Source organism: Vibrio sp. HI00D65 (genome assembly GCF_001635455.1).
Classification (GTDB): domain Bacteria; phylum Pseudomonadota; class Gammaproteobacteria; order Enterobacterales; family Vibrionaceae; genus Vibrio.
Genome location: NZ_LWEH01000214.1, coordinates 61,080 through 78,771, shown reverse-complemented (window position 1 = coordinate 78,771; position 17,692 = coordinate 61,080). Strand labels below are relative to the sequence as shown.

Here is a 17,692-nt window from a genome sequence, read left to right as displayed (position 1 = left end):
GTGTTTTTAGTTGATGATTTCAACTTTTTTTTAATGGGAGACTCATATGAGCAATAGAGTTGGTTTAGCTGGCAGTTTAAAAGATGGCCAAAAGTACATGGATCTCTGGCCTGTTCGAAAAGAGTTAAACGCTATTTTCCCAGAGCAACGCATCATTAAAGCGACGCGCTTTGGTGTTAAGGTGATGCCTGCGATCGCTGCTATCAGTGTTCTGACACAAATGGTTTTTAATAACTACCAAGCAATGCCACAAGCTGTGGTTATGGCTTTGTTCGCTATTAGCCTACCACTTCAAGGCATGTGGTGGTTAGGTAACCGCTCAAACACGCAACTTCCGCCGGCTTTGGTGTCTTGGTATCGTGAGCTGCACGAAAAGATCACCGAAACAGGTTTTGCATTAGAACCAATGAAGCCCCGCCCTCGTTATAAAGAACTCGCTATTATCCTTAATCGCGCTTTCCGCCAGCTAGATAAGTCGGCAATGGAGCGTTGGTTCTAAAAAAACACCTCAAATTCCCTATAGGCCTGAGAGTAACGATATTCCACACATTCGGTTGCTCTCAGCTATTATCCTTGTATATCCTATTCATCCAGTCTCTTATTTTATCCCAGAGCAAACCTAGCTTTTCTCACATAACTCGAGCTTTGTTGTGCTTTTGTTAAATATCACTTCAACTTATCAATCACTACTGCTAATACTATCAATAGTGATTTGGTGTTGTTCTCTTTGAACGAGCAATAACAATGGAAGCTTGATTCAGGGAGTGTTAATGGGTGCAGTAAATAAAGTATTAACGGCAGTGCTGAGTTGTTCACTGTTGCTTTGGGCTGGCTGCGCGATGGCAAATTTTGCGAAAGTGTCGGTTTCACAAGTTGTTGATCATCTCGATTTGAATGCGACACGTATGGGGCTACTCGAAGGGCTAAGAGCAAAAGGTTATGAGCCTGGGAAAAATCTCGAGTTTTCTTACGAAATGGCGGAAGGCAATCCAGCGCAGGCAGCGAAAATAGCCAGAGAGCTCGTCAGCGAAAATCCTCATGTGTTGGTCGGTATCGCGACGCCAAGCTCACAGGCGCTGGTTTCGGCAACTCGGTCTATTCCTATCGTATTCACGGCTGTCACAGATCCTATCGGTGCAAGGCTTGTCAAACAACTCGAAAAACCAGGGCGAAATGTAACCGGTCTTTCTGATCTATCCCCGATTGTTCAGCATGTCTCATTGATCAAAGAGTTGTTGCCAGAGGCTAACTCCATCGGTGTGGTTTATAACCCGGCTGAATCGAACGCTGTTGCCTTAATTGCGTTACTTAAGACAGCAAGCCGAGACTTTGGCTATGAGCTTCATACTGAAAAAGCGTTGACCATCGGAGATGTGGAATCAAAAGCAGAATTATTGGCAAAGCGATCTGATGTCATCTATGCGCTGACCGACAATACGGTGGCTAGTGGTGTGGAAGGCCTTATTAAAGCGGCAAACCAAGAGGGCATTCCGGTAGTGGCGGGTGCGACGTCTTATGTTAGCAAGGGAGCTATAGCAGGTTTGGGCCTTGATTATTACGACGTTGGTGTACAAACCGCCGATTATGTTGCCGCGATTTTGAATGGGCAAAAGCCTGGCAAGTTGAGTGTAAAGACAGCCCAGAGTTCGCAATTGGTGGTGAACTTAGAGGCTGCTCAAAAATTGGGTGTGACGATACCTGAATCTGTGGTGGAACGGGCGAAGCTACATCAGCAATGAGAAGCTTTACGTGGCTATAACGACCGGTAAAGATCGTATTGAATTCTAGCCACGTTGTTCAGTCGAAATGCTTAAATAGACAGTTCGAGAGGGGAGATCTATGCAGGCTGATTGTACAGCTCTTGGTAGCGTTTGATCTGCTCGACAATAGGCGCGGCTTTTTTGTAGGTTCTGATTTCTCGGAACAGTTCTTCCGCTTCTGGGTACTCTTTACGCAGGTACACAAACCACTGTTTTACACGGTTTGGATAGTAAAGACCTTTATCGCCCTCAATTTCGAACTCTGAATAGCGCAACAGCAGAGCAATAACCTCTATCCATGGCATTGGCTGATGGTTGTGCTTGACCACGTTACCAAGGTTTGGAACGTTGAATGCGCCTCGGCATACCATGAGTGAATCGACACCTGTCGTTTTAATGCAATCTTGACCGTCTTGATAATTCCATATTTCGCCATTCGCGATCAAAGGTAGCGATGTCTTCTGGCGGATCTGATTAATGTAATCCCACTTGATTTCACTTGCCTTGTAGCCACCGGTTTTGGTTCTTGCATGGACTGTTAGTTCGTCCGCTTTGGCTTGTTCAATCGCATCGACAATCTCAAAGCACTCATCTGGGTGTTCCCAGCCTAAACGAATTTTAGCGGAAACAGGGATGTGCTCAGGAACGGCTTCTCGGGTCGCTTTAACAACTTGGTAGATAAGCTCAGGTTCTTTCAGTAAAGATGCGCCACCGTTACTCTTATTTACCGCTTTTGCTGGGCAACCGAAGTTTAGATCGATACCTTTGGCACCAAGGTTCGCAGCTTGAATCGCATTTTCTGCCATCCATTTCGGGTGTTGACCGAGTAACTGTATATGGACAGGAACGCCCGCCATCGTTTGAGAGCCTTGATGAAGCTCAGGACACAAGCGATGGAATACATGCGGCGGCAATAGTTGATCAGTAACACGCACGAATTCGGTTACGCAGAGATCGTAATCATTGAGCTCAGTGAGAATTTCACGCATTAGGTGGTCTAGAACGCCCTCCATAGGGCCAAGTATTACTCGCATGCTGATCTACCGAAACATCTCTGTCCTGAAAATAAAGAGGCGTGATTGTACGGCTTGCCTACATGTTTGTCACTATGAGTGTGGCTTTGCCTATATGGTGAGCGGCTCTATGTGTTAAAGGCGACATATCGCACGTGATAGCGTTATAATATTGAAAATGCCCCAATATCCAGAGCTTTCATGACATATCAATTATTAAGCCTACCAGAATCAATTACAGACATTACCCCGCAGTTTTTTGAAGGGGCCATTCTTGCTTCTAACCTAGCCACTAAGCCGCTAGAGCCTGAAGCGTGGCTTGCGATCATTGCTCCAGAAGCAGGTGAAGCGCTTGTGGCAATCGTGACAGAACAGATCAATCGCCAACACAATCTTATTCAGCGTAGTGAATACTTACTTACAGATGTACTTTCTGAAGGCGATTTTACCGAGCTGTTCGCTGATTTCGCAGAAGGCTTCATGATGGTGTGGCCAACCGTTGAAGAGCAATGGCAAACTGTGAGTGTCGCTGATGGCACACTACGTATGCTACAAGCTTTACTGACGACATTGATGCTTGCGATTGATGAAGAGCAGACTCAGCAGCAAATGTTTACGGCTGGACTAGAGAACCCGCCAGCACTTGCTGATCTTGTTGGCCAAGTTGACTTAATGATTTCTGAGGTTGCATTGGCTGCTGATGAAGCGATGCTCGGTAATAAGTCGCAGAGCGTGAATCCATTTAAAGATATCGGTCGTAACGATGCTTGTCCGTGTGAAAGCGGTAAAAAGTTCAAGCAATGCTGTGGTAAGAACAGTTAATCGTTTACTGCGCTCTAAAGCGTAAGACAGACCCGATACTAAAAAGTCGACCCTAAGGTCGACTTTTTAGTTTTGTAAAGCGAGAGTGATTAGTCGTTCTTGGATTTAACGAATTGAGAAATTACCACGAAACCGAACGCTACTAAGTTGCCCGCAAAGATTATGACAAGCCATTGCGGCATAGAAAGCGACAAGAACTGCCATACGACCTTACTGCAGTCGCCGTAGGCTTCAAACATCCACGGAGCCCATTGGTTTAGAGGTGCCCAGCTAGGGAAGGTTACGAATAAGTCACAGGTCGCAAATGGAGACGGATTGAACTGATAATCAACGTGCTCCAAAGCCAACGTTAAACCTTTGTATGCGCCAAATCCCCAGCCAGCAAGTCCAAGCCAGCGCGATACAGGGTTATTAGGGGCAATGGCGCCTATGATTGCTGCGACACCAATAGCAAGCATTGCCACACGCTCATAGATACACATGACACAAGGGCCAAGCATCGTGACATGCTGGAAGAAAAGGGCACATGCCTCAAAAAATACAACAAAAGCCAGCAGTAAAAGCCAAGATAAACGTCCCTTAGAGAAGTCTTTGAGCATTACAAAAAAGTTCACGAATTAAATCCCGTCTAAAAAATAAAAAAGCCCTGAATACTCAGAGCTTTTTATCTTGGATAAGTTTCCTAATCAACTAATATTTTTGATTAGTGAGTTACACATTTTGTGCTTTGCGACACAGTGTGTAGCTTAGTGACCACCAGATATCACTGGAGTAACCGCTTCACCTGTACGCTGAATGATCCAGCCAGCGTCATAGAACCACGCTGTCATCGGTTCCACGAAGTATATCATGCCTGCAAGACCAACCAGTGCCAGTACGATAGTGTATGGCAGCGCCATGATTACCATACGGCCGTAAGACAGTCGAATTAACGGAGCAAGTGCTGACGTCAATAAGAATAGGAACGCAGCTTGGCCGTTTGGTGTTGCAACTGAAGGTAGGTTAGTACCTGTGTTGATAGCAACAGCTAGTAGGTCGAACTGGTCACGAGTGATAATGCCTTCAATCAATGCAGTTTTCACTTCGTTGATGTAAACCGTACCTACGAATACGTTATCTGAAACCATCGATAGAATACCGTTGGCTACATAGAAGAGGGCAAGTTGTGTGCCTTTATCTTCAACGTGAAGTACCGCATCTATTACTGGCTTAAATAGTGCTTGGTCGATAATTACTGCAACGACAGCGAAGAAAACAGCAAGAAGCGCGGTAAACGGTAGCGCTTCTTCAAACGCTTTACCCATAGAGTGTTCTTCGATTACACCAGTAAACGCAGTAGCTAAAATGATAACTGATAGACCAATCAAACCAACTTCAGCAACGTGAAGTGCCAAGCCAACAATTAGCCATACTGCGATAGCACTTTGAACCCAAAGTTTTGCTACGTCTTGTTTAGTACGGCTCGCTTTTTGTGTGTTATCGAACTCGACAAGGATTTGACGAACGTTGTTTGGCAGTTTTGCGCCGTAACCAAATACTTTGAATTTCTCTACAAGAGCACAGGTTAGAATGCCGCAGAAGAAAACAGGCAGTGTTACTGGAAGCATACGAATGATGAACTCACCGAATTCCCAGCCTGCTTGCTTAGCAATTACCAAGTTCTGTGGTTCACCTACCATGGTCATTACACCACCTAGCGCGGTACCTACACCAGCGTGCATCAGTAGTGAACGTAAGAAAGCACGGTAGTCCTCTAAGTCTTCACGAGTTAGCTCAGAGATTTCTTCATCGTGAGTGTGGTCGTGTGCAGAGTTAGAGCCTTTACCTGATGCTACTTTGTGGTAAATCGAGTAGAAACCCACTGCCACGCTGATCACAACTGCGATTACAGTCAGTGCATCTAGGAAAGCAGATAGGAATGCTGCTGCCACACAAAATGCAACAGAAAGCATTATTTTCGAACGAATGCCGAGCAGTATCTTCGTGAAAATGAACAGAAGAAGTTCTTTCATGAAGTAAATGCCAGCAACCATGAATACTAATAAGAGTAATACAGGAAGGTTTGCTTGGAGCTCATGATAAACCATTTCAGGCTTGGTCATGCCAATTGCAACGGCTTGAATTGCCAATAAACCACCCGGTTGAAGAGGGTAGCATTTGAGAGCCATAGCTAGGGTGAAAATAAACTCAACCACTAATAGCCAACCCGCTACAAATGGGTCAACTAGGAAGAAAACAAACGGGTTGATGATTAAAAAGGAAATGATGGCAAGTTTATACCAATCAGGAGCTTTACCAAGGAAATTCTTGATAAAAGCGTTTCCGAGAGACATCGGCATGTTAATACTCTTTTATGTTGATTATGAATAGACAAGCAATACAACATTTTGAGAATCGAGCTATAGAAAGTGTTAAAAACTATAACTAACAGTGACTTAGAAAAACTACATTCCATGTAACGTTCTGTGGTCTTGCCAAGTCACTCCCTTAGAGACTCAAGCACTGCTTATTTTGAGCGCAACTTTACTCTTAGATAACATTTAGTCAACAGGAAAAGCCCTGTAGCACCTAAAATACGTCTTTTTTGTGTGAGAAACGCGATCAAAGTAGCGGAAGCATACCACTTAAAATGTAATAAAAACCGACTAGAATCAATATTTCAGCGAAATGATTGAAATTTACAGAATAAAGACGGTTTATATATGATTATTACAACTTAATGTTGTAATTTGATAGCTTCGAAAATATGGCTAATGTCTATGATTTTAAAGTGAATTTATTGTGTTAAAACTTTGTTTAAATAGTGATTTATAGAGACTTGCTTGGCAAATCTTAGGTGAAAACATGAGGTCACCTTTAGAGTTTTAACTCTAGTGGTGTTTTGGGAGAGTAAAATTTTTGAGGGTGTTTCCGCTCGCCTTTACTAGTGGTATGATGAGTGAATTAGAAGAAAATAATTTAATTGGATTGAAGTGTAGATGGTCATTAAGGCGAAGAGCCCGGCAGGATTTGCAGAGAAGTATATCATTGAAAGTATTTGGAATGGTCGTTTCCCTCCAGGTTCTATCTTGCCAGCAGAGCGTGAGCTTTCTGAGCTAATTGGCGTAACACGTACTACGCTTCGTGAAGTACTACAGCGTCTTGCTCGTGATGGATGGTTAACTATCCAGCACGGTAAACCAACCAAAGTTAACCAGTTTATGGAAACTTCCGGTCTTCATATTCTTGATACGTTAATGACGTTGGACGTGGATAATGCAAGCAAAATGGTAGAAGACCTACTAGCTGCTCGTACTAACATAAGCCCTATTTTTATGCGTTATGCATTTAAAGCAAATAAAGAAGCTTCAGAACGCACAATCAGTAATGTGATTGAATCGTGTGAAGCGCTACTTGCGGCACCTACATGGGATGATTTCCTAGAATCGTCTCCGTATGCAGACAAGATCAAGCAAGCAGTTAAAGAAGATACAGAGAAAGACGAAGCAAAACGTCAGACGATCTTAATTGCAAAGACGTTTAACTTTTACGACTACATGCTGTTCCAACGCCTAGCGTTTCATTCAGGTAACCAAATTTACGGTCTGATCTTTAATGGCGTACGTAAGCTTTACGATCGTATCGGTAGCTACTACTTCTCAAATCCAGAAGCGCGTCGCCTAGCTATGGGGTTCTATGAAGAATTATTTGTTATCTGTGAGAGTGGTCAACGTGAAAACTTGCCTTTGGTTATTCGTAATTACGGTATCGCAAGTGCACAGATCTGGAACGAAATGAAAACGACGTTACCAACGAATTTTACGGAAGATGACAGCTAATCTTTTGGGTTAATTTCGTCAGTCTCTAAAGTAAGAACAAAGAAAAGCGGCGGGATAATTTAATTATCTCGCCGCTTTTTATTTATCAAGAGTTTGGCTAATTTGCTAGTCGCTCGTTGTTTAACCTGCGAACTCTTCTGAGTCTGGACGGTTAGTAAACTGAACACCATTTAGGAAATCACAAAGCAATTGGTCTTCACATACTTTGTAGTTTTTGTTTTCAGGTTTGCGGAAGTAGGCACCAATTTCATATTTGCTTAGGCTGATACCCACCACTTCTAATACATCGAGCACGTCTTCTGCTTTCATGTTCAATGCAATACGTACCTTCATGAAAATCATATTGTTGGTAAGTGCAACTTCAGGCTTTGGCTTAGCCCCTTCTTTTTTACCGCGTTTAAGGTTGATTAAACCATTTAGGAATACCGCTAACTCTTTGTCTTTCATCTTAGAGCATGACTTGTCGTTATCCGCTTTTAGCCAGTTAATCACTTGATCGTGGGCAACAGTCACATCCGCTTGTTCAATAGCTTTGATGATTTGTGCGTTCTTAAGGTTTAGTGCGTGTTGAATACGACGCAAAATTTCGTTGTTAGTCACAGAGGTGTCCTAAAAAGGTTTAGAGAGTAAAGTGGCTTCATACGGCGTATTGCTGCCGTTAACCTTATGATACTTTACTTAGCATAGTTGACGGCGACTCTAACAGAGAACGCCGGTTTTCGGTAGATATAAAAAATCCCCGACGCTTATTAACTCTTTCAAGTTAAGTTACATCAGGGATTTGTCAGTGAATGCTTTATCTGACAGAAGCCAGAATTACATTACACGCATACCCGGTTGAGCACCTTCGTGTGGTTCAAGGATCCATAGGTCGCTACCACCAGGGCCCGCAGCTAGGATCATGCCTTCAGACATACCAAACTTCATCTTACGAGGTTTTAGGTTTGCAACCATAACAGTTAGCTTGCCTTCGAGCTCTTCAGGTTTGTATGCTGACTTGATGCCAGAGAATACCTGGCGAGTCTCACCACCGATGTCCAGTTGGAACTTCAGTAGCTTGTTCGCTTTGGGCACTTCTTCGCAAGAGATGATACGAGCAATACGCATATCAACGGCTGCGAACGCGTCAAATTCAATCTCTTCCGCGACTGGTTCTTTATCTAGCTCAGTTTGACTTGCTTTTTCTTTTTCAGCTTCCGCTTTCTCTTTAGCTGCCATTTCTGCTGCTGCATCTTCTTTAGAAGACTCAATCATAGCTTCCACTTTCTTAGGATCAATACGGCTAAATAGCGCTTTGAACTTAGTGATCTCGTGATCAGTTAGCGGCGTTGCAACGCCTTCCCAGGTTAGCTCTTCGTTGAGGAAAGCTTCCGTACGAGCTGCAAGCTCTGGCATTACTGGTTTCAGGTAAGCCATTAGTACGCGGAATAGGTTGATACCAACAGAAGAAACTTCTTGAAGCTCTTTCTCTTTACCTTCTTCTTTTGCAAGAACCCAAGGTGCTTTTTCGTCGATGTACTGGTTCGCTTTATCTGCTAGTGCAGTGATCTCACGGATAGCACGGCTGAATTCACGCGTTTCGTATAGCTCACCGATACGCTCAGCAGCAGCAACGAATTCGTTGTAAAGCTCTGGCTCTGCAAATTCAGCAGATAGCTTGCTTTCGAAGCGCTTAGTGATGAAACCTGCGTTACGAGAAGCTAGGTTAACAATCTTGTTTACTACATCAGCGTTTACACGTTGAGTGAAGTCTTCAAGGTTAAGGTCAAGGTCGTCGATACGGCTGTTTAGTTTCGCAGCGTAGTAGTAACGTAGACACTCAGGGTCTAGGTGGTCTAGGTATGTGCTTGCTTTGATGAATGTGCCTTTAGACTTAGACATCTTAGCGCCGTTTACTGTTACGTAGCCGTGTACGAATACGTTGTTTGGCTTACGGAAACCAGAACCTTCTAGCATTGCTGGCCAGAATAGGCTGTGGAAGTAAACGATGTCTTTGCCGATGAAGTGATAAAGCTCAGCGGTGCTGTCTTTCTTCCAGTACTCGTTAAAGTCTAGATCGTCGCGCTTGTCACATAGGTTCTTGAAAGAGCCCATGTAGCCGATTGGTGCATCTAGCCATACGTAGAAGAACTTGTCTTTTTCGCCTGGGATCTCGAAGCCGAAGTATGGTGCATCACGAGAGATGTCCCACTGTTGTAGACCAGACTCGAACCACTCTTGCATTTTGTTTGCTGTTTCAGCTTGCAGTGAGCCAGAACGTGTCCACTCTTTTAGCATGCTTTCGAACTGAGGCAGGTCGAAGAAGAAGTGCTCAGAGTCTTTCATTACTGGAGTTGCGCCAGAAACCGCAGATTTAGGCTCGATTAGCTCAGTTGGACTGTATGTCTCACCACAGTTATCACAGTTGTCACCGTACTGGTCTTCTGACTTACACTTAGGGCAAGTACCTTTTACGAAACGGTCCGGTAGGAACATCTCTTTCTCAGGGTCGAAAAGCTGAGAAATAGTGCGGCTTGAAATGAAGCCGTTCTTTTTAAGTTCCAGGTAGATGTGAGAAGCCAGTTCACGGTTCTCTTCGCTGTGCGTGCTGTGGTAGTTATCAAAGCTGATATCAAAGCCAGCGAAGTCTTTTTGGTGCTCTTCACTAACAGCAGCGATCATCTCTTCTGGCGTGATACCCATCTGTTGAGCTTTAAGCATAATTGGCGTGCCGTGAGCATCGTCAGCACAGATGAAGTTTACAGTGTTGCCACGCAGACGCTGGTATCGAACCCAGATATCAGCTTGGATATGCTCAAGCATATGACCAAGGTGAATAGAGCCGTTAGCGTACGGAAGCGCACAAGTTACCAAAAGTTGTCTTGGATCAGTTGCCATACTTAATAATTCGCTTTTTTGATAGGTATAAATTTGATTGGTAATACTACTTTATAACGTGTGATACGCCAAGGTATCAGACAAAGGATTCCCCTAGTTTTTTAGGGGTTCAGTCTTCATCTCGTGGGTGATAGCATAAATAAAAAAGGAGCCCCAATGCGTAACTTTACTTCGAAGCAAGATTTCTGTTCATGGTTGAATGAGTTTGAGTCACCAATCCTCATCCCAGAGTGGGCGCTACACCAAAATATTGTCTCTGTTGATCCCCGTGGATCGTTTGTTATTACTTTGCCTTTCGCTGCGAATCAGCTTGCTGTTGATCTTGAAAATTGGATTGACGCTCAGATTGAACAAAAGCTTGTGAATGCTTTTCAATTTGAAGTGAAGGTCAAGCCGTCGGCACTTGAAACGACGGTATCAACGCCACTCAAAGGCGTGAAGAATATTATTGCCGTCACTTCTGCCAAGGGCGGAGTGGGTAAATCAACGACTTCAGTTAACCTTGCGCTGGCTTTATCTAAGTCAGGCTCAAAAGTCGGTTTATTGGATGCGGACATCTACGGCCCATCGGTTCCTATGATGCTAGGGCAGTTAGATGCGAAGCCAGATGTGCAAAACAATAAGTGGATGATGCCGATCGAAGCACACGGTATTTTCACTCATTCCATTGGTTACCTTGTATCGAAAGATGACGCCGCTATTTGGCGTGGTCCGATGGCGGCAAAAGCACTCGGTCAGCTTGTGAATGAAACGGTATGGCCAGAGCTGGATTACCTTGTGATTGATATGCCACCGGGCACAGGAGATATCCAATTAACTCTATCTCAACAAATTCCGGTAACCGGTGCGGTCGTTGTGACTACTCCTCAAGATCTAGCATTAGCAGACGCACGCAAAGGTGTCGCGATGTTCGATAAAGTGAGTGTGCCTGTAGCAGGCTTAGTTGAAAACATGAGCTACCATATATGTAGTCATTGTGGTGAGAAAGAGCATATCTTTGGTGCTGGTGGTGCGGAGGCTATGTCTGAAGAGTTCTACCTCGATATCTTAGCGCAAATCCCACTGCATATTGATGTTCGCGAAGACATCGATGCGGGCTGTCCAACGGTAGTGCGTCGCCCAGACAGCGAGCACACACACCATTACCTAGAGCTTGCTGAAAATGTTGCGGCGAAAATGTTTTGGACGGGTAAAGCGCGACCAGAAGCGATCAACTTTTCTATGGTCGAATAGTTAGGTTTGTTCTCACACTGTACAAATAATGATGGATTAGATAAATAGTTATTGGTTTTCGGCTTGCCGATCATTCAGTCTGAGCAAACAGTTGTAGGCAAGTTTTTTAAAAGCAAACGATTATCTCAAGTAAATGTATTGAGATCATCAATTTGACTGCAATTTGCTAAAATGGCGACTAGAATCTCAGTGCTTTAGCCCCTATAATCAGGCGGTTTATCTATTCCCACCACCAAACCATATCGGGTGCAAAATAATGTCTGATAATAATCAATGTGTCATCGTAGGTATCGCTGGCGCTTCAGCTTCAGGAAAAAGTCTGATTGCTAGTACGATTTATAATGAGCTGCGCGAAAAAGTAGGCGACCATCAAATTGGTGTTATCACGGAAGATTGCTATTACAGCGACCAAAGCCACTTGAGTATGGAAGAGCGTGTTAAAACTAACTATGATCACCCAAATGCACTGGACCATGACCTGTTATGTGAGCATTTACAGCAGCTGATGAGCGGCAACGCTGTAGAAGTACCTGAGTACAGTTACACAGAACATACACGTACTTCTGAAACGACTACACTTACTCCTAAGAAAGTGATCATTTTAGAAGGTATTCTGCTATTAACAGACCCACGTCTTCGTAACCTAATGCACGCAAGTGTGTTCATGGATACACCACTAGACATCTGTCTACTGCGCCGTGTTAAACGCGACGTTGAAGAGCGTGGTCGTACAATGGATACAGTACTAAAGCAATACCAAGAAACAGTACGTCCAATGTTCATGCAGTTTATCGAGCCTTCAAAACAACATGCAGACATCATCGTTCCTCGTGGTGGTAAAAACCGTATCGCGATTGATGTACTGAAAGCGCACATTGCGAAGTTGTTGAAGTCTTAATCGAATAAAAGTTTTGCCTAAGTGACTCACTTAGCTTTATTTTTTACCGAATCAGTGGCACTTTTATAGTGCCACTTTCTTTTGGAATCTAAGCAAGGAATATGCGGATGAAGAAACTACTCATTTTCATAGCTGTGCCAGTGTTTATTGTTGTTGCGGCAATTTTGGCACTAGTACTGTTAGTGAATCCCAACCAATTTAAGCCATTAATTGTCGAGCAAGCCCAGAAGTACACCGGCCTTGAGCTAGTGATCGAGGGTGATATCAGCTGGCAATTCTTCCCATCTATTGGCTTCGAGCTTGGTCAAACTGAATTACGAAACCCAGAAGGGTTTACCCAACCTAACCTATTCAAGGTTGATACGGTTGGCGTTGACGTTTCGGTTACTCCGTTATTTAGCAACCAACTAGAGATCGGCAACATCACTCTAGATGGCGCTGAATTCTACTTAGAAACGCTTCAAGATGGCCGTAAAAATATTGATGCGCTGATGCAAGCATCTGCATCTGATGCATCGGCGCCAGTTGCTGAGACAACGTCTGAACCAGCGCAGGCTCCACAAGAGCAAAGTGCATCTGAGGCGTCTGGCTGGACGATAAATCTAGCAGGCGTGACGATTTCAAACGCACTGTTTGAAATGGATGATAAGCAAGCGGGTTCTTTCACTAAGCTGTACGATGTGTCTTTGAACCTATCTGAGTTCGCAGTAGACACATGGACGACGGCAACTTTCGCTGCGTCTGGTGAGAACAACCAACAAAAATTCTCAGCTAGCGGTAGCGCAGAGTTTAAATTGGCTGAAGGCTTTGTAAGCTATGCGCTACGTAATATCGACCTAAACGCTAAGTTTAATGACCCAACGACGTCAATTGACTCCGTAAACGTTGGTTTAGATACGTTTGAGTTCGATAAGGTTAACCAACTGACCTACGCTGTGGTTGGTAAAGCGGCAGGTCTAGATTTAGACCTGAAAGGTGGCGGTGAGCTGACGGTTGATAAAGCAATTTCACAAGTGACATTGAATAAGTTAACGTTAGACTCTACGTTCAAGGGTGACAGGCTTCCTCAATCACCAATGAAAGTTGATATGTTGTCTGACCTTAGCTTTGATCTAACGAAGAGCCATTTGAGCTTTGTGTTAGAGAAACTACAAGCTAACTCTATTGCATTAGACGGTAAAGCCGACGTTACTCTGTCAGACATACCAAAGGTTCGTTTCTCGCTACATAGCCCGAACATTGATTTAGACGAGTTCCTAGGTTTAGGTAATTCAACAGAAACCGCGAGCACGGCGTCTTCTGGTTCTGCTGGTGGTTCAACGTCAAAGTCAGGTAGCTCTGCACCAGCGAAAGAAGTTGAACCTGACCTATCTGCGTTGAAAACGCTCGATGTGAAAGGTGATATCACGATCGATAAGTTCAAAGCAAACAATGCGAAAATGCAGAATGTTAAAACGGCATTCTCTGTTAATCGCGGTGTTGCTGAATTGACTTCATTCACATCAAACCTTTACCAAGGTTCTATCTCTGCAACAGCAAAGCTAGACGCTCGTAAAACACCAGCGACTTACACCGCTAAGAAGAGAATTAAAGGTGTGAAGGTTCAGCCATTAATGGTTGATGTTGCTGGTAACGATATGCTTGAAGGTACGGGTAATATCGATGTGAATGTGAAAGGCAAGAGCCTTACACCAACAGGAATCAAAAAGAACCTAGTTGGTACCATCGTGATTAACTTTGAAGATGGTGCGGTTAACGGGATCAACGTTGCACAACTGATTCGTGAGAATTACGCGAAGATCAAAGGCGAGAAAGTTGAAAGCACAAATGAAGCTAAAAAGACTGACTTTAGTGCGATGAAAGCGACAATTAAGGTTGATAAAGGTTGGGTTTCAACCAATGACCTGTCGGCACAATCACCACTACTACGCGTTACAGGGCAAGGTAAAGCTAACTTCATTAATGAAACGGTAGACTTCTTAGTAAGAACATCGATTGTTGGCACATTAGAAGGTCAGGGCGGCAAGGGGATTGATGACCTGAAAGATGTCACGATCCCAATCAAGGTGACTGGCCAATGGGCTGACCCGAAATTCGCTCTCGTTTTTGATGATGTGTTAAAGCAAAAAGCACAGAAAGAGATCGATCGTGGTGTTAACAAGCTAACGGACAAGATTAAAGATGAGAAGACTAAAGAGGCCGTAGACGGTTTATTGAAAGGTTTCTTTAACTAGCGAGTACTCGTCGCCTACAAATAAAGCGCCATTCCTATTGTAGGAATGGCGCTTTTTGTATAAGGGTAGTTTCAGCTTACTGAGGAGAGAGCTAACCGTTCTTACCAATCCACACCTTGTAGTGCTTTCACACCAGACTCGAAAGCGTGCTTCACGTTACGTACCTCTGATACGGTGTCTGCCATTTCAGTCAGTGTCCGGTGTGCCCCTCGGCCTGTAATGATCACTGATTGCATCTTCGGACGGTTGTTAAGCGCTTCAACGACTTCATCTAGCTCAATGTAGCCGTAGCTCACCATGTAAGTCAGCTCATCAAACAGAATCACATCAATCGACTCGTCAGCCAGCATGCGTTTACACTCTTTCCATACGCGTTGTGCTGCTTCAATATCTTGCGCTTTGTTCTGTGTTTCCCACGTAAAACCAGTCCCCATTACTTGGAACTCGACATCTAGCTTTTGCAGAACGTTTTTCTCGCCGTTATCCCAAGTGCCTTTAACAAACTGAGCAACCGCACATTTCTTACCGTGGCCTACTGCACGAGTTATGGTGCCAAATCCAGAGGTCGATTTGCCTTTGCCATTACCAGTGATGACCAGTAACAGGCCTTTTACTTCTTGTGCTGCAGCGACACGAGCATCGACTTGTTCTTTTACTTTCTGCTGTCTTGCTTTATGACGTTGTACTTTGTTGTCTTCAGTCGACATAACAAATCCTTTTAAGTTGTGATTGCGCTTATCATAGCCTAACTTAACGATAGCAAAAACCATCGGATGAACAGGTGATTACGGATGAAAAAGATACTCGTGGTTTGTATGGGGAATATTTGTCGCTCTCCAACAGGTGAAGCGGTATTACGAAAGAAGGCACAGCAGCTCAATATTGATGTTCTAGTCGACTCCGCGGGAACGATTGGCTTCCATCAAGGTAATCCGCCGGATTCACGCTCCAAAGAGGCAGGAGAGAAGCGGGGCTATAGCTTTAAAGGCATTAGTTCAAGAAAAGTCGTCGCAAATGATTTCGAAGAGTTTGACTTAATACTTGCAGCAGATAGAGCTAATTTGACTGACTTAATGAGCCAATGCCCAGCACACTTGCAGTACAAACTGGCGTTGTTTTTAAGTTTCGGTGACTCGCAGTATCAAGAGGTGCCTGATCCGTATTATGGAGAGGGTGATGGGTTCGAACTGGTTTTGGACTTAATCGAAGAATCTAGCGAAGCGATATTAAGGTCGATTTGATCTCGAGATTTTAAGAGCTGTAGAACGCTTGAACGCGAAGTATAAAAAAGGCCGACATTGAATGTCGGCCTTTCTATATCTGGCGTACAGTGATGTTTAAGATTATTTAGACATTACTTTGTAGATTGGGTCTTCTGCTACGTTTGCTTCTACTAAACTACCTGCTTTGTGCAGCATAGCAACACAGTCTTGGCTTAGGTGACGAAGGTGCAACGTTTTACCTTGTGCAGAGTAACGCTCAGCAATAGTATCAATTGCTTCAATAGCAGAGTGGTCGGTTACGCGAGAGTTCGCGAAATCGACGATAACATCTTGTGGATCTTCATGAGCGTCAAACAACTCAAGGAAGTTTGCTGTTGAACCGAAGAAGATTGGACCGTTTACTTTGTACTCTTTTGAACCAGCTTCGTTGATGCAAGTATCAGCGTAGATGTGCTTAGCGTGTTGCCATGCAAACATCAGTGCAGATGCAATTACACCTACAAATACGGCTACCGCTAGGTCAGTCATTACTGTTACAACCGTAACAAGAACGATAACGAAGAAGTCTTGCTTAGGTACACGACGTGCAAGCTTGAAAGTTGCCCACTCGAATGTACCAATTACAACCATGAACATCACACCAACTAGCGCCGCTAGCGGGATCATTTCGATAAGTGCTGAACCGAATAAGATGAACATTAGCAATGCAACAGCAGCAACGATGCCCGATAGACGACCACGACCACCAGAGTTTACGTTGATCATTGACTGACCAATCATCGCACAACCACCCATCGCACCAAATACTGAACACGTTACGTTAGCCATACCTTGACCAACGCATTCACGGTTAGATTGACCACGAGTATTTGTCATCTCGTCTAGTACTGTTAGTGTCAGTAGTGATTCGATTAGACCAATCGCTGCAAGGATCACTGCGTAAGGCAGAATGATGTATAGCGTTTCTAGGTTGAACGGTACTGCTGGAATAGAGAAAGTCGGTAGAGAACCCGCTAGCGTTGCCGCTTCGTCACCAGACATAGTGCGTAGGAAATCAACAACAGTGCGAGTTTCAAGATCAAGACCTACAACCAATGCCGTCACAGTTACGATAGCAACCAGTGAAGATGGTACTGCTGTCGTCAGTTTTGGTAGGAAGTAAATGATAGCCATAGTGAGTGCCACTAGGCCTAACATTAGAGTCATTTGGTCGCTTGGTAGCCAAGTTAATGCACCTGTTAGGTCTGGTGCTTTGAATTGACCAAGTTGAGCCAGGAAAATAACGATAGCCAAGCCGTTCACGAAACCAATCATTACTGGGTGTGGAACGATACGGATAAATTTACCTAGCTTGAAGACACCCGCTGCAATTTGCAAAAGGCCAGCTAGCATAATTGCCGCGAATAGGTATTGAACCCCTTGAGTTGCAACTAGGCTTACCATTACAACTGCCATCGCGCCAGTCGCACCAGAAATCATGCCTGGGCGGCCACCGAAGATTGAAGTTATAAGACCTACGATGAATGCTGCGTAGAGACCAACCATTGGGTCAACGCCAGCAACAAAGGCGAATGCTACAGCTTCAGGTACCAGAGCAAGTGCTACGGTAAGGCCTGACAGTACGTCATTCTTTACAGAGTGCTTAGAAAATTGTGGGAATTCGAACATGTGTGCTCAGCTATGCTTAAAATGGATTTACCGACACGAGTGTATTGCGTAGCTAAACAGTGATAAAAAAGAGCGGCAATAGCTAAGTGTCGAAAAGATAAGTGCGCGAATGCTACCCAAAATTGTGACTAAGTTCAAGGTAGAAC

General features: G+C 44.1%; 15 protein-coding genes. 8 read left to right on the top strand and 7 right to left on the bottom strand.

The window, feature by feature from the left end:
- Nucleotides 1-46: 46 nt before the first annotated feature.
- Together yfbV and A3712_RS15940 are read left to right on the top strand one after the other, a co-directional pair.
- Nucleotides 47-499, top strand: coding sequence for a terminus macrodomain insulation protein YfbV (yfbV, locus tag A3712_RS15945; protein ID WP_004737357.1), 453 nt, complete (start codon nt 47-49; stop codon nt 497-499).
- 271 nt (nt 500-770) lie between these two features.
- Nucleotides 771-1,739: an ABC transporter substrate-binding protein gene (locus A3712_RS15940; RefSeq protein ID WP_063524236.1), complete on the top strand. Its 969-nt coding sequence runs from the start codon at nt 771-773 to the stop codon at nt 1,737-1,739.
- 98 nt (nt 1,740-1,837) lie between these two features.
- Here the strand turns inward: A3712_RS15940 and dusC are convergent, their stop codons facing one another.
- Nucleotides 1,838-2,794 carry a tRNA dihydrouridine(16) synthase DusC gene (gene dusC / locus A3712_RS15935; RefSeq protein ID WP_082856250.1) on the bottom strand — a complete coding sequence of 319 codons (957 nt, stop codon included), beginning with the start codon at nt 2,792-2,794 and terminating at the stop codon, nt 1,838-1,840.
- A gap of 180 nt (nt 2,795-2,974) precedes the next feature.
- Here dusC and A3712_RS15930 point away from each other — a divergent pair, with 180 nt between their 5' ends.
- On the top strand, nt 2,975-3,595 hold the full coding sequence (locus A3712_RS15930; RefSeq protein ID WP_063524234.1) for an SEC-C metal-binding domain-containing protein: 621 nt from the start codon (nt 2,975-2,977) through the stop codon (nt 3,593-3,595).
- Between the two features lie 89 nt (nt 3,596-3,684).
- Here A3712_RS15930 and dsbB read toward each other — a convergent pair whose 3' ends face one another.
- Both dsbB and nhaB read right to left on the bottom strand, forming a co-directional pair.
- Nucleotides 3,685-4,194 carry a disulfide bond formation protein DsbB gene (gene dsbB / locus A3712_RS15925; RefSeq protein WP_063524270.1) on the bottom strand — a complete coding sequence of 170 codons (510 nt, stop codon included), beginning with the start codon at nt 4,192-4,194 and terminating at the stop codon, nt 3,685-3,687.
- 147 nt (nt 4,195-4,341) lie between these two features.
- Nucleotides 4,342-5,934, bottom strand: coding sequence for a Na(+)/H(+) antiporter NhaB (nhaB, locus tag A3712_RS15920; protein ID WP_063524233.1), 1,593 nt, complete (start codon nt 5,932-5,934; stop codon nt 4,342-4,344).
- Nucleotides 5,935-6,573: 639 nt separating this feature from the next.
- Between nhaB and fadR the strand changes: the two genes are divergently transcribed.
- Nucleotides 6,574-7,413: a fatty acid metabolism transcriptional regulator FadR gene (gene fadR, locus A3712_RS15915; RefSeq protein WP_063524232.1), complete on the top strand. Its 840-nt coding sequence runs from the start codon at nt 6,574-6,576 to the stop codon at nt 7,411-7,413.
- Nucleotides 7,414-7,533: 120 nt separating this feature from the next.
- Here fadR and A3712_RS15910 read toward each other — a convergent pair whose 3' ends face one another.
- Nucleotides 7,534-8,013, bottom strand: coding sequence for a DUF1456 family protein (locus tag A3712_RS15910; protein WP_063524231.1), 480 nt, complete (start codon nt 8,011-8,013; stop codon nt 7,534-7,536).
- Nucleotides 8,014-8,229: 216 nt separating this feature from the next.
- Nucleotides 8,230-10,290: a methionine--tRNA ligase gene (gene metG, locus A3712_RS15905; protein ID WP_063524230.1), complete on the bottom strand. Its 2,061-nt coding sequence runs from the start codon at nt 10,288-10,290 to the stop codon at nt 8,230-8,232.
- 156 nt (nt 10,291-10,446) lie between these two features.
- On the opposite strand from metG, the gene apbC reads away from it, so the two are divergent.
- The 3 genes from apbC (at nt 10,447) to A3712_RS15890 (ending at nt 14,655) form a co-directional block, all read left to right on the top strand.
- Entirely contained in the window at nt 10,447-11,523 is a 1,077-nt protein-coding gene (apbC, locus tag A3712_RS15900) for an iron-sulfur cluster carrier protein ApbC (protein WP_063524229.1), read from the top strand.
- 256 nt (nt 11,524-11,779) lie between these two features.
- Entirely contained in the window at nt 11,780-12,421 is a 642-nt protein-coding gene (udk, locus tag A3712_RS15895; RefSeq protein ID WP_004737367.1) for a uridine kinase, read from the top strand.
- Between the two features lie 107 nt (nt 12,422-12,528).
- Nucleotides 12,529-14,655, top strand: coding sequence for an AsmA family protein (locus A3712_RS15890; protein ID WP_063524228.1), 2,127 nt, complete (start codon nt 12,529-12,531; stop codon nt 14,653-14,655).
- 101 nt (nt 14,656-14,756) lie between these two features.
- On the opposite strand, the gene cobO is transcribed toward A3712_RS15890, so the two are convergent.
- Nucleotides 14,757-15,362, bottom strand: coding sequence for a cob(I)yrinic acid a,c-diamide adenosyltransferase (cobO, locus tag A3712_RS15885; protein WP_063524269.1), 606 nt, complete (start codon nt 15,360-15,362; stop codon nt 14,757-14,759).
- 84 nt (nt 15,363-15,446) lie between these two features.
- Between cobO and A3712_RS15880 the strand changes: the two genes are divergently transcribed.
- On the top strand, nt 15,447-15,896 hold the full coding sequence (locus A3712_RS15880; protein WP_063524227.1) for a low molecular weight protein-tyrosine-phosphatase: 450 nt from the start codon (nt 15,447-15,449) through the stop codon (nt 15,894-15,896).
- Between the two features lie 102 nt (nt 15,897-15,998).
- On the opposite strand, the gene A3712_RS15875 is transcribed toward A3712_RS15880, so the two are convergent.
- A complete protein-coding gene (locus A3712_RS15875; RefSeq protein WP_063524226.1) occupies nt 15,999-17,546 on the bottom strand; it encodes a SulP family inorganic anion transporter in 1,548 nt (515 codons plus the stop codon).
- Between the last annotated feature and the right edge of the window lie 146 nt (nt 17,547-17,692).